This is a genomic window from Streptomyces mayteni, from assembly GCF_054783955.1.
The window spans coordinates 141,277-156,468 of record NZ_BAAGPR010000003.1 but is presented as its reverse complement, the minus strand read 5'-3'; the positions used below and the strand labels follow the sequence as shown (position 1 = coordinate 156,468).

Here is a 15,192-nt window from a genome sequence, read left to right as displayed (position 1 = left end):
TACCCACGGCGGTGCCAGCACGACGAGCACGGAGCCAACGACGGCGAACGACCGCCGCCCACGGCCAAGGAGTTGGAGGCCGAGGCTCGAGCGCGGTTCGAGCATGACTGGCAGGCGGCGCAGGCAGCGGAGGCGCAACGCCTGTAGCGGTTGGCGGAACACCAGCGGGTCGGAGAACCTCATGGTGACTGCGGGCATCGCAACACAGCACGGTCGCAGCCGGGTTGTCACGCCGACCGGGAGCCGGGTTGGATCTCCGCGTCTGGTTGGGGTTCGACAAAATTTCCGGGGCCGTTACCAGCTCACGCTGGGGCAGCAGGCTGTCCACACCCTCGAGAGGCTGACCGGACGAGGGGCCAGAGGCCAGGGGCCAATCAGCTGTCTGGTAAATGGAGGCGCTGGCAACCACCCGGCTCGGGCTGAGGCGCTCGCGTCAGTCGGTGGCGGCGGTGCAGATGACCTCGTCCCTGGGGACGTAGGTGGTCTCGTACGTCTCCCGGCCGACCTCTTCGCCGCTGTTGACGAAGACGCGGTCGACCGCCACGTCGAAGCCTTCGAGTGGGGGCTGCGGCACGCAGTCCTCCTCGTCGTTTCTGATCGTTCGCGGCTCCGTGACGTTCTCGCGCGGGCCGGTGTCCGAGCGAACCTCGTCGTACGTCTTCGTGCCGAGGAGGGTGATGGTGACGGAGGAGTCCGTTGAGTTGGCCAGGACGTAGAGGGCGTTGCCGGAGTCGTTGAGAAAACGCAGGTCCAGGCTGCCCCAGGCGACCGTGGCCTCGCGGCCCTCGGGGTAGCGCTCGATGTAGAAGGAGTGTGCCCCGTACTCCACGAGGTCGGCTCCGGCGAAGAACGCGGCGTTGAACATCGTGGTGGCGACCGCGGAGACACCGCCACCCTGGGCGGTCTGGTATCGGTCGTCGAGGATGATGGTGCCCTCCACGAAGCCGTTCTCCTCCGTGCGCTCGCCCACGGTCTCGTTGAAGCTCCATTCGTCCTCGGGCATGACGACGGAGCCGTTGATGAGCTCTGCGGCGCGGCCGATGTTGGTGATCCGATAGGGCGCGGACGGGAACTCGACCGTGAAGGTGGACACCACCTCGGTGATCCCGAGGTCCCGATAGTTGTCGCCGGTGAGCTCCGGCTCGATGGGCTCGGTCTCCACCGCGGCGGTGCGGGCGGCGCCGGTCTCGGCGAGCAGCGGCCACACCGCGTCGCTGATTGCGGCGGTCACCACGCGGCTGCCGGCCCGGCCGTCCTCGGCCACCACGATCTGGTCGCCGTCCAGTCGCAGACCGATCTCGGTGGGCGGCACGGTCGCCGCGTCGATCGGGCCGGCCAGCCGCTCGTCCTCGGCGAGCCCTTCGCCGTCCAACTCGGGAACGAGCGTGCCCTCGTCGTCCGGCGTCAGGGTGAGGTGGTCGCCGATGACCGCAGGGAGGATGGAGATTCGCGCACTGCCGGCGGTGAGGACGACGGGCCCCGACATGGCGGGCTCGGCGAACTCCGCCAGCGCTCGGTCGACCTCCGCCGCGTCGGTGCGGGGCGCGGCCTCCCGGACCGGCAGCCGCACGGGGTCGTCGCCCTCGGCCAGGAAGCCCTCCCGCAACGGGTCGAGCGAGTCCGCCAGGTCGAGCGCGAGGCCGGAGCGCGGCTCGGTGGCGTGGGGAACGCCGTCGACGAAGGTGATGGCGCCTTCCCTGACGGTGGTACCGGCCCGCTCGGTCAGCGCGGTCAGCTCGGCTCGGGCCTGGTCCTCCGCCAGCCGGACGACGGGCGCCAGCTCCCCGCCCTCCACGCCGAAGAGGCGGCCCAGCAGTCCGGGGCGTTCCGCCTGGTCGACGGTGGCGGCGAGGTCGACACTGAGCCCGGCGGCGGCGGGGTCCACCTCGTGGACCTCCTCCGCGTCACCGAGCCGCACCCGGACGGGGGCGGCCTGCGCCGCGGCGAGTTCGCTGTCCAGCTTCTCCCGCGCCGCCTGCGGGGACAGGCCGCCGATGTCCACGCCGTACACCCTGGTGCCCGGAGCGATCTGGGCGTCGACGAGCAACTCGCCGGTGAGGTACAGGCCGCCGATCCCGAGCGCTAAGGCACTGCCGACGAGCGCGGGCCTGGGCAGTCGCGCGACGCGCTGTCCCCACTGCTTGGCACGCTGTCGGAAGGCGGGTCTGGGAGTGCGCGGCGGCTCGGCCGACGGCGATATGAGGGACACGGGTCTCCTTTGATGACGCACAGAAACCTGCGGATGTGGCAGGGCCTACCGAGAGAACGACTGTCTTACGGGCATCTGGCAGTTCCTCCCGGCTCGGGGCAGGAGGCCGCACGGCCATCCACCCGTCCGCTCGGGCAGGCGCTCTGCGGCGAGCCGAGCCACCGCGTCGAGCTCCGCCAGGATCGATTCGCCCGCGTCAGGCCCATCGACGAGCACCGACGCGGCTGGCGACCGGCCAGGGCCGCGATCGATACCGGGAGGCACGAGACTCGGCCCCCGCCGAAGGCGTGCCGCATGCCGCGGCGGTCTTGTGACCGCTTCCGGACGGGTGCTGCGTCCACCGGATCCCCTCTGCCGCACGAGAAGAACTAAGTCGTTTAGTCGAAAACAGTATGCAACACGCCGTCCAAGCAGGCGGACACGGGCTTGACCGACAACGACTGACGCCGCGGTTGCCGGTCGTGGCGAGCAAGGGGGCGACGGGTTACCGAATCCGGCGAGGGCGAGGCTTCTTCGGAGCCAAGCCGGCTAGTACATCGCGGCCCGCGATCCGACACCTCGGCGATCGTGAGCGATGCGATGCCCCGAGTCCGAACGAGCGCGGGAGCACCGGGTCGCCATCGCCGCGGAGGGAGCGGCGAGAGCACGGATCACGCCGCGAGGGCGGGGGTCTTACGAGGGGACCGGGCACGCGTCCGGCGTGCGCGGTCGACGGAACAGCGCGTGCGCGAGGAGCCCGATGGACGCCAGGGCGAGCACCGGCTGGGCGGGCGCCCGGTACGACAACGCGCCACTGACCCCGAGGGCGAGGACCACGAGCTTGTTGCGGATCGGGCAGCCGACCGCGAAGGCCGACAGGACACCGGCGACGACGGCCCGCAGGGTCCTGGGGCGCGGCGCGGGCGTTCCGACGTTCGAACCGGGAACGGGGTCGCCCGCGCGGAGACAGGTGGCGACGAGGAGTCCTTCAAGCACGGAGGTGGCGACGACGGCGGCGACGATCCATCGACGAGCGGGCCAGGTGCGCATGGGCGTGCTCCACGGGGCAGAGGCGACCGTCGGCCGACCCACACCAGACGGGGGTGAGTGGTCCGTGTCGGCCGACGGCGCTGGGCATGCCACGCCGGAAGTCCTCCCCTTCCTGAGTCACCGGGGGTCGGCGTTGGAGGACTTCCGGCGCGACGCGCCCCACCGCAGGCGGGAATCGCGAGGGTGGACACGAGCAGGGCCGAGAGCAGGAGCCGGTGGCTGTTCACTCGGGATGCCCTTCGGGGCTGACGTCGGTAGCGCGGGGCTGCGGGGGGCGGGCCCGGAGGACGCGCCCCGCAGCGGGAGGAAGTAGGCGGCCAGCACGCGCCCGTCCGGGGTCCGGCTCTCGCCCTGAGCGCGCCAGCCGAGCCGCTCGTAGTAGCGGCCGGCGCCCTCGGGACCCGCCGCGGTCACCAGGCTGACCCGAGCGCAGCCGCGGTAGGCGGCGTCGGCGACGAACCGGTCTATCAGCGCCGTGCCTATGCCCAGCGACCGGGCCTCGGCGGCCACCGCCACATGGGCCAGCACTGCCGTGACACCTTCGGTCGGCGGGACCCCGGAGCCGGGACCGCTCCGGCGAACGAGCAACTTGCGGCCGTACCGCGTCAGGCGGGTCCGCAGGAAGTGCAGGGCGAGACGTGGCCGCAGCGCGAGCCCCCAGACGGCCCGCAGGGCCAGTCGGACACCGTGCCCGCGCAGCACGTGGCGACGATGGGCGGCGGGATCGGTCACACCGACGAGGAACCCCACCGGCGCCCCGCTCAGCTCCGCGAGGTACGCGCGCCCGTCAGGACCGGACACGTAGGTCCCGGTGTAGGTCCTCAGGAACGCGGGCCCCAAACGGGCGAAGAATCCATCCGGGAAGTGGTGACGGTGCTCCCGCACCACGAAGGGCAGATCGTCGGCCCTCATCCGCCGGATCGCGAGTCGCCGGTCGGCACCCGGCGCGCTCTCGCGCCGCGCGGGAGTGCCATGGCCAGCGCCTGAGCCACGCGAGGAGGGCACGGCAGGGCTCGGTCGCGCCGAAGCGCCGGGGTCGACGTCCACGCCCGTAAGCTACTACACAACTAAGAAGACTAGGAGTGAAGTCGGCGGGCATACCCCAACGGTCCTCGCCGAGGCTCTTGCGCCGGTGGAGGGCGGAGCCGAGGGGCAGCCGGCGCGACGGGACCACGAACGTCTCGGACCGGCCTTCCGTACGATGGGCGCCATGGCATCCAAGCACTCATCGGCCACCCCGCCCACGCGGGCGTCGGCCGGGTGGGTGCTGCTGGTGCTCGGTGTCCTCGTCGGCCTCGTCGCCATGCACGGGCTGTCCCCCGGGACGGCCACCCCGATCGCCGCGCCCGATTCGGGGCAGATGGCAGCCTCCGCGATGGGTGCCCAGGGCGGCGAGCACGCGCATGCGGGGATGAACGGGCACGCGGAACACGCCGACGCCACGTGTGCGGCCGGTGGCGTGAGCGGCGGCCAGCCCCTCGCCGTACCGCCGTGGACCCCCCTTCCGCTCGATGTCGCCAGCCCGTCGGCGCCCCGGCCTCCGGGGACCCAGCCGACCGGCGGCCGAGCCCCGCCGTCACTGAGCGAACTGCAACTCCTGCGCATATAGGCACGCCCCGCGTCAACGGCCGACATCCGACCGGTGACGCGCACCGGCATGCCCATCACCGTGTCTTCACACACAGAGAGTTGCATCACCATGATCACGAATTACTCCCGGCGATCCACCGTGCGCCGAGCCGCCGCCGCGGTGGGCTCCGTCGCCGCCGCGCTCGTGCTGTCCGCCTGCGGCGGTGGCGGGCACGACGGCATGGACATGGGCGACAGCGGGAACACCACCGCGCCCAGCGAGTCCGCTCCGTCCTCGGAATCCACCGATGAACACAACGACGCGGACGTCACGTTCGCCCAGCGGATGATCCCGCACCACCAGCAGGCCGTGGAGATGGCCGACCTCGCTCTGGACCAGGCCTCCTCGGAGGAGGTGCGGACGCTCGCGGAGCAGATCCGGGCCGCGCAGGCCCCGGAGATCGAGGCCCTGTCCGGCTGGCTCGAGGAGTGGGGCGAGGAGGTTCCCGACGGCGGGATGGATCACTCCGGCATGGACATGAGCGAAGGCATGGACATGGGCGGAATGATGTCCGAGGAGGACATGGCGGAGCTGGAGAACGCCTCGGGCGCGGACTTCGACACCGCCTTCCTGGAGATGATGACCGAGCACCACCAGGGCGCGGTGGAGATGGCCGAGACCGAACAGGCCAACGGCGCCTACCAGCCGGCGCTGGACATGGCGGAGGACATCACCACCTCCCAGACCGCCGAGATCGACCAGATGAACCAACTGCTCGGCGAGAGCTGATGTGCCCCGGGGGTGGAGCGGCGCCGCCGCTCCACCCCCGGCCAGGCGGGGCCCCGAGTCGGCGTCGAGCGCTCAGCCGCGGCCGCCGACGTGGTGCGGGCGTGGCCGTCTCCGAGCCCGGCCAGGCCCGGCATGGTGTCGCCGTGGACCTGGGCAGGATCACGGCGGTTGGGGCCGCGGCTCAGGCGGATGGTGGGGTCCCCCCGGGCAGGCGCAGACGTTTGAGGGCGAGGGCGTTGACGGCCACGATGATGCTGGACCCGGACATGGTCAGGGCGGCGATCTCCGGGCGGAGCACCAGGCCGGTGGCGGGTTCGAAGACCCCGGCGGCGATGGGGAGGGCGATGGCGTTGTAGCCGATGGCCCAGCCGAGGTTCTGCCGCATCTTGCGTACGGTGCCACGGCCGACGCGCAGTGCGGTGGGGACGTCGAGGGGGTCGGAGCGCATGAGGACCACGTCGGCCGTCTCGATGGCGACGTCGGTGCCGGCGCCGATGGCGATGCCGAGGTCTGCCTGGGCGAGGGCGGGGGCGTCGTTGACGCCGTCGCCGACCATGGCGACCCGGCGGCCGTCGCGTTGCAGTTCGGTGATCTTGGCCGCCTTGTCCTGGGGGAGGACCTCGGCGATGACGGTGTCGATGCCGAGACGGTCGGCGATCCGCTGGGCGGTGGCCTTGTTGTCGCCGGTGAGCATGACCACCTCCACCCCCAGGTTGTGCAGCTCGGTCACCGCGGCGGCCGAGGTGTCGCGGGGCGCGTCGGCGATGCCGATGAGCCCCGCCTCCTGTCCGTCGGCGGTGGCGATGACGACGGTGTGGCCGGTGGCGGCCAGTTCCTCGCGGGCGGCTGTCAGCGCGGCCAGTTCGGCGCCCTCGCGCTCGGCCAGGCGACGGTTGCCCACCGCGACCCGCCGACCTTCCACGACACCGGTGGCGCCATGACCTGGCACGTTCGTGAAGTCCCGGGCGCTCGCCCGATCCGTGGCGCGCTGCTCCGCGTAGCGGACAACGGCTTCGGCCAGCGGATGCTCGGACTCGCGTTCCACCGCCGCGACCAGCCGCAGCAGTTCCGCCTCGTCCATGCCCGGTGCGGTGATCACGTCGGTGACCTCGGGCTCGCCCTTGGTGAGGGTGCCGGTCTTGTCCATGACGACGGTCTGGATGGTGGCGGAGGTCTCCAGGGCGGCGGCGTTCTTGAACAGCACGCCCCGCCCGGCGCCGAGACCTGTGCCGACCATGATCGCGGTGGGGGTGGCCAGGCCCAGGGCGTCGGGGCAGGTGATGACGACGACCGTGATGGCGAAGAGCATCGCGGTACCAAGACCTCGGTTGGCGAACAGCAGCCACACGGCCAGCGTCGCGACCCCGCCGACCAGGGCGACGAGGACCAGCCAGAACGCCGCCCGGTCCGCCAGCCGTTGCCCCGGGGCCTTGGAGTTCTGCGCCTCCTGGACCAGTTTGACGATCTGGGCGAGCGCGGTGTCGGCGCCGACTTTGGTGGCGCGCACCCGCAGGGTCCCGTTGGCGTTGATGGTGGCGCCGGTGACCTGTGCGCCGGGGGCCTTGTGCACGGGCAGGCTCTCCCCGGTCACCATCGACTCGTCGACCTCGCTCTCCCCCTCCTCCACCTCACCGTCCACGGCGATCTTGGCGCCGGGGCGCACCAGGAGCAGGTCACCGGCGGCGATCTGGGAGGTGGGGACCTCGACGGGTTCGCCGTCGCGCAGCACGAACGCCCTGGGCGGGGCGAGGTCGAGCAGGGTGCGGATGGCGTCGTTCGCCCCGCCGCGAGCCCGCATCTCGAACCAGTGGCCGAGCAGCACGAACGTGGCCAGCACGGTGGCCGCCTCGTAGAAGACGTCGCCGCCTCCGGTGAGTGTCACGATCAGCGAGTACAGCCAGCCCGAGCCGACCGCGACGGCGACCAGCACCATCATGTCGAGCGTGCGGGCGCGCAGCGCGCGGACGGCGCCGGCGAAGAAGACCGTGCAGGAGTAGAAGATCACCGGGAGGCTCAGCAGCAGCGCCCACACGTCCTGCCGCAGCCCGAACGGCACCGGCACGTGCAGGCCGAAGACGTCCTCACCGATCGGCGACCAGATGACGATGGGAACGGAGAAGACCAGCGCGACGAGGAAGCGGTCGCGCATGTGCCGCACCATCGCCTCCATCGACATCCCGGCGTGCTCGTCACGCGCGGGGCGCTCGCCTTCCGCGGCTGTCGGTGCGGGTTCGGGCGGTGCGGGTTCGGGCGGTGCGGCGGTCGCCGCCGGGTGCGGAACGGGTTCGATCAGCGGGTCGCAGACGTGCGAGGGCACGACCTGGCCCGCGCAGTGGTAGCCGCACTCCGCCACCCAGCGGCGCAGCTCGGCGACCGATGTGCGCCGGGGATCGAAGTCGACCGTCGCCGACTGGGCGACCGGGTTGGCGGCCACGTGCAGGACGCCCGGTCGCCGCCCCAGCACGGCGACGACCGTGCTCTGCTGCGAGGCCCAGGCCAGGCCGCTCACGTCCAGGACCACGGTGAAACGCTCCCCACCAGGTCCCATGTGACGTTCGGCGTGATGACGCACCGTTCCGCTCCTTCCCCGACGCGGACGAGTGTGGGACCGCTCGCGGCGTCGGGCGACGCGGACTCGCGGGGCGCGCGCTCTTTCACCCTCCGGATTGTGGCCGCATGGCGGCAGCAGCGTCCTGGACAGCACGTCCGGGACGTCGTCGGCCGCCAGCCGGCCGGCCGGCTTGGACTTCGGCGGCTGCGGTGTGGATGAGGCTGTAGTAGACGCTCACCAGCCACTCGGCGGGGAGGCCGGCGCGGATGGTGCCCCGCTCCTGCCCGCGGAGCAGCAGGTGCCGCAGGGGAACGAGCACGCGTTCGTGTCCCTGGCGCATCTGAGCCGGGGTCAGGGTCGTGGAGACCACGGTGAACAGACCCAGGTGGCGGTCGAGGATCCGCCAGGAGGAGCTGGCCAGGGCGATCAGGGCCTCGTCGGCGGGCAGCGCCAGCATCACCCCGTACCCCCTACGGGTATAGTGGCCAGGCGACTGACGACACTGGCGGAGAGGCGATGACGGCAGACCCGATGGCCCGTCGGCCCAATCCTCGCGGGAGGGGTCGCGCCGGTCCGCGCCGTGTTCTCGTCGTCCTGTTCGCCGCGCTCGTGGTGCTCGTGCACCACCAGACCGCCGGCGCGGCGGGCGCCTCGTCGGCCCCGTCCGTCGCGCGGGACATGCCGGGCATGGTGCACGCCGCTTCCGCCATGGCCACCCCCATGGCGGGGCACCTGCCTTCCAGCCCGGGGGCCACGACCACGGACCTTCCGACGAACGCCGCGACGCAAGGGCACCACGGCGGCCCGGCCTGCTCCGACGTGAGCGTGCGGCACTGCTCGACCGCCAGCGTCGACGCGGTCAAGCTCGCGCTGCCGCCCGGCTCCTTCGCCCCGCGCGCCGCCGACTCCCACGCGGCCGTCTCCGCACTCGTCGTCGCCGGCACACCGACGCGCGCCCCGCCCGATCTGTCCCTCCTGTCTCGACTGCTCATCTAGGCCGTCCGGACGGCGCCCTCGCCTCTTGTGACGCGAGGTTCCGCGCCCTGCCCGCAGACGACCTCATGGCATATCGAGCAAAGGACACCCCTTCGTGAACAGCATCAGCCGCCGCTCCGTCCTGCTGGCCGGACTCGGCGCGGCGGGCGCGGGCGCGCTCGCCGCCTGCACCAACTCCTCCGGCACCTCCGCCGCACCCGACCTCGTCAGCCCATCCGGTGCCCCGGTCCGCCGCGCGGAGGACGGCCGTCCCGGCAGCGGCCGGGTGCGGGAGGTGGCCCTCGTCGCCGCGCCCGCGACGCTCGACCTGGGCGCCGGTGTGACAGCCGCGACCTGGGCCTTCGACGGCCGGGCGCCCGGCCGGGAGATCCGCATCGCGGCCGGGGACACCCTGGCCGCCGAGCTGTCCAACCAGCTGCCCGACTCCACCACGACCTCCATCCACTGGCACGGCCTGGCCCTGCGCAACGACATGGACGGCGTGCCACCCGCCACCCAGCGGGCGGTGGCGGCCGGGGGCACGTTCACCTACCGTTTCATCGCCGACGCCCCCGGCACCTACTTCTTCCACCCGCACGTCGGCGTCCAGCTCGACCGCGGCCTCCACGCCCCGCTGATCGTGGAGGACCCCCGGGAGCCGCTGTCCTACGACGACGAGTGGGTCGTCGTCCTGGACGACTGGCTCGACGGCGTCACCGGCACGCCCGACGAGGCGTTCGCCGAGCTCGGCCAGGGCATGGGCGACATGGACCACGGCGACATGTCCGGCATGGACACGGGCGGCTCGGGGTCGTTCATGCTCATGGGCGCCATGAGCGAACTCCTCGGCGGCGACGCGGGGGACGTCGACCACCCGCACCACCTGATCAACGGCAGGGTCGCGGAAGACCCGGACGTCTACTCGGGCCGCCCGGGTCGGCGCGTGCGGCTGCGGATCGTCAACGCCGGCGGCGACACGGCCTACCGGGTCGCGCTCGGCGGCCACCGGTTGACGATCACGCACACCGACGGCTTCCCCGTCGAGCACCAGGAGGTCGACGCCCTGCTCGTCGGCATGGGCGAACGGTACGACGTCCTGGTCACCCTGGGCGACGGCGTCTTCCCCCTGGTCGCGCTCGCCGAGGGCAAGGACGCCACCGGGCTCGCGCTGGTGCGCACCGGCTCGGGTGCCACGCCGTCTCCCACCGTCCGGCCCGACGAGCTCGACCGCCGGATCGCGACCGCGGCCCAGCTGCGCGCCGCCGAGGAGCTCCGGCTGCCCGCCGGGCGTGCGGACCAGACGCACCGCGTCGAGCTGACCGGCTCCATGGCCGGCTATGACTGGGCCATCAACGGGACGCCGTTCGACATGGCGGACCCGACCGCGAATCCGCTGCTGCTCGAGGAGGGCCAACGCGTTCGGCTGGACTTCGTCAACGACACGGAGATGTGGCATCCCATGCACCTGCACGGCCACACCTTCCAACTCGGCGACACGGGGCCCCGAAAGGACACCGCCATCGTGCTGCCGGGCGAGACGCTGTCGGTGTCCTTCGACGCCGACAACCCCGGCCAGTGGATGCTGCACTGCCACAACGCCTACCACGGCGAGGCCGGGATGATGACCATGGTCGCCTACCGGGTCTGACCCTCCCCCGACGCCGCCCAGCGGCCCGCCCGCCGTCGACCACGGCGACGGGCGGGCCGCACCCGAGGAAGGACGACGATTGAGCGAGGTGACGAGGCCGCGTCCCGACGAGACCAGTGCGGACGACAGGGCATCCGGTGCGCATCCAGGAGAGCTGACGGCCGTCGGGCCGGCGCACACCATGCCGCCGGGCAACGCCATGGGTGCGGATCGCCAGATGCCGCGGCTCACCGCCCGGGTCGTGGCGTCGCCATGGGTGCGGCTGGCGTCGCTTGCCCTGTTCCTGGCCGGTGCCGCCTGCGCGGCGATCGTGATCGGTCCTGACCAGCTGCTCGGCCGGCTCACGGGCGGGGCCGCTCCAGGACCCTGGGCCGGCCCGCTCTTCGTGGTGGTCTACGCGCTCGGCACGCTGGTGTTCGTGCCCAAGCCGGCGCTCAGCGCTGTCGCGGGTGGGATCTTCGGAATCGGCTATGGCCTTCTTCTGGCAGCCGTGGGCACCACGCTGGGCGCACTGCTCGGCTTCTCGGCAGGGCGTCTCCTCGGACGTGACGCCCTGCGGCCGGTACTCGGTTCGGGAGTGGTGGCCACGCTTGAGCGGCGCCTGTCGGACCGTGCCTTCGCCAGCGTCCTCATGCTGCGGCTGCTGCCGGTCGTCCCGTTCGCCCTGGTCAATCTGGGCGCGGCCTTCTCACGCATGCGGTGGTTGCCCTTCGCCGCCGGCACCCTGCTGGGCACGCTCCCTGGCAACGCGACCTACGTCCTGGCCGGCGCGTCGGCGACCGCACCGTCCTCGTCCTGGCTCTGGGTATCCGCCGCCGCAGGTGTCGCCCTCCTGGGCGGCGTGGCACTCGGGCGAGTCGTACTGCGCCGAGAGAGAGCACGCCACCCGTCCGATCGGTGATCCGCCGTGGGCTCACGGCTCGGACCGCCGTCGGCGGACGGTCCGACGGAAGGGTAGGGATCGGCGCCGGCCCTTCTACCATGGACCGCGAAGCGATGTGTGAAGGGACTCGACCGTGCGGCCACTCGGGGAGCTTGAGGCGGAGATCATGGACCGGCTGTGGAGGTGGCGGCGGCCGGCCACCGTGCGTGAGGTCGTCAACGACATCAACAGGACGCGTCCGGTCGCCTACACCACGGTGATGACCGTGGCGAACATCCTCCACGGAAAGGGCTGGCTGCTCCGCGAGAAGAAGGAGGGCCGGGCCTGGCTGTACGAGCCGGTCCGCAGCCGTGAGGAGTATTCGGCGGCGCTCATGGAGGAGGCGCTGGGCGCCAGCGACGACCGGTCGACCGCCTTGATCCACTTCGTCGGCAACATGTCCCCCGACGAGGTCTCCGCACTGCGCAGGGCGTTGCGCTCCACGGGCAGGCGCGAGGAGTCATGAACGTCGCCGGCGCGCTCCTCGCCTACGCGACCCTGATCGGCCTGGCCGCGCCACGACTGCTGCTGCGCGGTACCTGGTCGTACCGGACCCCCGCCCTCGCCATCGCCGCCTGGCTCGCGTCGCTGCTGTCGTTCACCTTCGCGGTGGCGCTCGCCGCCTTCCACCTGGCCGCGCCGACCGAGCACCTGCACGCCGGTCTGGTGAGCCTGCTGCACTCGTGCGGCCTCGCCCCCGCGGCCGGAAACCCCGACCCGGGGATCAAGGACAAACTGGCGGTCGCCCTGCCGGCCTTCGTGGTGCTTCTGTTGCTGGGCCTGTTCATCGCCGAGGTGCTGCGCGGCCGGCGACTCCGCTCACGTCACCGCTACATCCTGGACGCGGTGGGCCGGCACTCGGAGCGATGGCGCGCCACCATCCTCGAACACGACCAGCCCGCCGTGTACTGCCTACCCGGGCGTCGCTCGCGCGTGGTCGTGAGCGACGGGGCGCTGCGGCAGCTCTCCACCGAACAGCTCGCCGCCGTGTTGGAGCATGAGCGGGCGCACATCGCCGGTCGTCACCACCTCGTGCTCGCCATCGCCCAGGCGTTCGCCCGGGCGTTCCCGTGGCTGCCGCTGGCCCGGCACGCCAGGGAGCAGACCGCGCTGCTCCTGGAGATGATCGCGGACGACCGGGCGCTGCGCCGCCACTCGCACGACGTCCTGGCGACCGCCATGTACGAGATGGCGGCGGGTGGCCCCCCGCAGGGGGCGTTCGGCGTCGGCGGTTCCGGCGCCCTGATCCGGCTGCGGCGCGTGCTGGCCCGGCAGCCGGAACCGCACCCGGCCCTGTCGGCGTCCATGGCCGTGGCGAGCGCGGCCCTGCCGCTTGTTCCTCTCGTGGTCGGCTGCGCGCTCAGCCTGGGCTCCCTGCCCCGCTGAATCAAGGCGGCGAGAGGGGCGGATCGCCTTGACCCCCCGCCCCTCCGCCGGCATACCGGTCAGGCCACGACGGCGCGTTCCTCACGGACGCTTGGCGGCGCCAGGCGTCCGGAGCGGCGGAGTCCGTGCAGGGCGGCGGCGCACGCCGCTCCGAGGGTGAGCAGCGCCGTCCAGGGCAGCGCGGCGTCGCGCGCCGCGTCGAGGACCGCGCCGGTGCCCAGGTTCCCCAGCGTGATGCCGACTCCACAGATGGTGTTGTAGAGGCCGTAGTGCGTGGCCACCTGGCGGTCGCCGGAGAGGCGGACGATGGTGTCCATCTCGAACGGGTAGGCGATCATGGTGCCGACTGCGAGCAGCAGGGCGGCCAGTGTCGGGGGCACGGCGGCCAGCAGCCATCGCGCCACACCACCTTCAGGTACCGGCCCGGCGCCATCCTCGCCTTGCACCAGGCGGTCACCCGGGTCTGGCCCAGGATGGTGTTGAGCCCGGAGACCGCGAAGAGCAGCGCGACCGCCGCCGTGCCGCCCTCACCCTCGCCACCGAGGCGGCGTACTTCCAGGGGCAGTGCGAGGTAGACCTGGAACGACAGCACGTAGGAGCCGATCATCGCCACGGAGAAGAGCAGGAAGGGGCGGTTGGCGACGACCGTGCGCCACCGCGCGAGCACGCTGTCCCGCTCGCCCTTCCCGTGGTCATCGGCGTCGTCGGCCCGCCGGGCGGGCAGGGCGCGGATCTGGACGACGCTCAGCACGGCGAAGATCGCCGCGGACACCAGGCAGGTGACGCGGAAGTCGATGCCGGTCAGCGCCATGCCGACCAGCGGGCCGAGCAGGATGCCGGCCTGGTAGAAGACGTTGAACAGCGCGAACGCCTCCACCCGGCGTTCCCCCGCGTCCGCCGCCAGGTAGGCGCGCACGGCCGGGTTGAACAGGGCGCAGCCGGCGACGATGAGCGGCTTGTAGCCGTACCGGTCGGCGAGCGTGCCGTCGACCAGGAACATGCCCTGCTGGCTGAAGTCGCGCACTCCGAGGACCAGCCCGACCAGCCATCCGGCGAGGCCGAGCGGCCCGGCCAGATACGCCGCCAGGTAGGGCATGAGCATCAGGAACGCACCCGGGTCGTCTTCGTCACCACCGACCCGGAGCGTGACACCCCCGAGGAACTCGGCGCGTGGCTGCCCGCCGCCGGCGCCCCGGACTTCATCGGGCTCAGCGGCGACTTCGAGACGGTTCGGGCCGCGGCGCGCGGCGTCGGCGTCGGCGTGGAGGTGCCGGAGGAGGACACCGAGGGGAACGTGGTGGCGACGCACGGCATGACGGTGCTGGCCTTCTCGCCGGTGGACGATCTGGCACACGTGATCTACACGCGCGGGGACGGCACCGCCGAGGAGTACGCGGCGGACCTGCCGACGCTCCTGGAGGGCCGGGCCCCGTAGTCCCGCCGGCTACGGGCGGGTCGCCGTGCCCAGGATGTGCGCGGTACGCGGCACGAGCGGAGAGAAGGCGAAGCCGAAGCGGTCGATCCGCTCGACGGTGAATCCGGCGGACCGGATGGCGGCCTCGGTGTCCCGATTGACATGACAGCCGCCGGCCGCCCGGCGCCACAGCGGGGTGATCGCGTCCTCGAGCGTCGCGGCGAGGCGGCGCGGGGAGCGGACGTGCTCGTAGAAGCGGAGCTCGCCGCCGGGACGCAGCACGCGGGCCGCCTCGGCCAGGGCGGCGGGCGGGTCGCCGACCGAGCACAACACCAGGGAGAAGACGACGGCGTCGAACGTGCCGTCCGCGCCCGGGAGTTGGCCGGCGTGACCGGCATCTACCAGCACCGGGGCCGGAGCGCTCGTGGCGGCGTACGCGGCGGTGGCCCGCAGGGTCTCCTCCGGTTCGACGGCGACGACCTCGTCCACCTCGGGAGGATAGTGCGGAAAGTTGCGACCCTGACCCGCACCGACCTCGATGACCCGCCCCCGCAGCCCGGCCAGCAGCCGACGCCGGTGCTCCGCCCCGCCTCGGCGATCGGACCGCTCCGCGATCCGCAGGTAGGCGCGGGCGAAGCGAGGGTGCTGGAACGTCTCTCGGCTGGTCATCGCGGGCTCCTGTCCTCGGCGGCGATGTCT

The 15,192-nt window shown here is 72.5% G+C and carries 14 protein-coding genes and 2 pseudogenes; 9 read left to right on the top strand and 7 right to left on the bottom strand.

Translation table 11 applies throughout. The annotated features are described in order from the left end of the window. Positions 1–433: 433 nt before the first annotated feature. The 3 genes from ACYVPE_RS02695 to ACYVPE_RS02685 form a co-directional block, all read right to left on the bottom strand. Positions 434–2,209: a VanW family protein gene (locus tag ACYVPE_RS02695; protein WP_461031709.1), complete on the bottom strand. Its 1,776-nt coding sequence runs from the start codon at positions 2,207–2,209 to the stop codon at positions 434–436. Positions 2,210–2,881: 672 nt separating this feature from the next. Next, positions 2,882–3,238 (bottom strand): hypothetical protein, encoded by a 357-nt coding sequence (locus ACYVPE_RS02690; RefSeq protein ID WP_461031708.1) that lies wholly within the window; start codon positions 3,236–3,238, stop codon positions 2,882–2,884. Positions 3,239–3,355: 117 nt separating this feature from the next. Continuing rightward, a complete protein-coding gene (locus tag ACYVPE_RS02685; RefSeq protein WP_461031707.1) occupies positions 3,356–4,150 on the bottom strand; it encodes a GNAT family N-acetyltransferase in 795 nt (264 codons plus the stop codon). Positions 4,151–4,448: 298 nt separating this feature from the next. Here ACYVPE_RS02685 and ACYVPE_RS02680 point away from each other — a divergent pair, with 298 nt between their 5' ends. Continuing rightward, the gene (locus tag ACYVPE_RS02680) at positions 4,449–4,847 is read left to right on the top strand and encodes a DUF6153 family protein (protein ID WP_461031706.1); all 399 of its coding nucleotides are present in this window, start codon (positions 4,449–4,451) and stop codon (positions 4,845–4,847) included. Between the two features lie 90 nt (positions 4,848–4,937). Next, positions 4,938–5,597 carry a DUF305 domain-containing protein gene (locus ACYVPE_RS02675; protein WP_461031705.1) on the top strand — a complete coding sequence of 220 codons (660 nt, stop codon included), beginning with the start codon at positions 4,938–4,940 and terminating at the stop codon, positions 5,595–5,597. Between the two features lie 181 nt (positions 5,598–5,778). On the opposite strand, the gene ACYVPE_RS02670 is transcribed toward ACYVPE_RS02675, so the two are convergent. Continuing rightward, positions 5,779–8,169: a heavy metal translocating P-type ATPase gene (locus ACYVPE_RS02670; RefSeq protein ID WP_461031704.1), complete on the bottom strand. Its 2,391-nt coding sequence runs from the start codon at positions 8,167–8,169 to the stop codon at positions 5,779–5,781. Between the two features lie 82 nt (positions 8,170–8,251). Continuing rightward, positions 8,252–8,605 (bottom strand): hypothetical protein, encoded by a 354-nt coding sequence (locus ACYVPE_RS02665; RefSeq protein ID WP_461031703.1) that lies wholly within the window; start codon positions 8,603–8,605, stop codon positions 8,252–8,254. A 161-nt stretch (positions 8,606–8,766) separates the two neighbouring features. Here ACYVPE_RS02665 and ACYVPE_RS02660 point away from each other — a divergent pair, with 161 nt between their 5' ends. The 5 genes from ACYVPE_RS02660 (at position 8,767) to ACYVPE_RS02640 (ending at position 13,079) form a co-directional block, all read left to right on the top strand. Next, positions 8,767–9,144, top strand: a complete 378-nt coding sequence (locus ACYVPE_RS02660) for a hypothetical protein (RefSeq protein ID WP_461031702.1) — start codon at positions 8,767–8,769, stop codon at positions 9,142–9,144. Positions 9,145–9,238: 94 nt separating this feature from the next. Further along, positions 9,239–10,771 carry a multicopper oxidase family protein gene (locus ACYVPE_RS02655; RefSeq protein ID WP_461031701.1) on the top strand — a complete coding sequence of 511 codons (1,533 nt, stop codon included), beginning with the start codon at positions 9,239–9,241 and terminating at the stop codon, positions 10,769–10,771. A gap of 88 nt (positions 10,772–10,859) precedes the next feature. Then, the gene (locus tag ACYVPE_RS02650) at positions 10,860–11,672 is read left to right on the top strand and encodes a TVP38/TMEM64 family protein (RefSeq protein ID WP_461031735.1); all 813 of its coding nucleotides are present in this window, start codon (positions 10,860–10,862) and stop codon (positions 11,670–11,672) included. A 115-nt stretch (positions 11,673–11,787) separates the two neighbouring features. Then, entirely contained in the window at positions 11,788–12,159 is a 372-nt protein-coding gene (locus ACYVPE_RS02645; RefSeq protein ID WP_461031700.1) for a BlaI/MecI/CopY family transcriptional regulator, read from the top strand. Continuing rightward, positions 12,156–13,079: a M56 family metallopeptidase gene (locus tag ACYVPE_RS02640; RefSeq protein WP_461031699.1), complete on the top strand. Its 924-nt coding sequence runs from the start codon at positions 12,156–12,158 to the stop codon at positions 13,077–13,079. The genes ACYVPE_RS02645 and ACYVPE_RS02640 overlap by 4 nt, the downstream gene beginning before the upstream one ends. 59 nt (positions 13,080–13,138) lie before the next feature. On the opposite strand, the pseudogene ACYVPE_RS02635 reads toward ACYVPE_RS02640, so the two are convergent. Further along, a pseudogene (locus ACYVPE_RS02635) lies at positions 13,139–14,187 on the bottom strand (MFS transporter); the annotation flags it as partial. Between ACYVPE_RS02635 and ACYVPE_RS02630 the strand changes: the two are divergent. Next, positions 14,083–14,343: pseudogene (locus tag ACYVPE_RS02630) on the top strand (SCO family protein); the annotation flags it as partial. The pseudogenes ACYVPE_RS02635 and ACYVPE_RS02630 overlap by 105 nt on opposite strands. 3 nt (positions 14,344–14,346) lie before the next feature. After that, a complete protein-coding gene (locus tag ACYVPE_RS02625) occupies positions 14,347–14,514 on the top strand; it encodes a hypothetical protein (RefSeq protein ID WP_461031736.1) in 168 nt (55 codons plus the stop codon). A gap of 9 nt (positions 14,515–14,523) precedes the next feature. Here ACYVPE_RS02625 and ACYVPE_RS02620 read toward each other — a convergent pair whose 3' ends face one another. Next, positions 14,524–15,162 (bottom strand): class I SAM-dependent methyltransferase, encoded by a 639-nt coding sequence (locus ACYVPE_RS02620; protein WP_461031698.1) that lies wholly within the window; start codon positions 15,160–15,162, stop codon positions 14,524–14,526. Positions 15,163–15,192 lie beyond the last annotated feature (30 nt).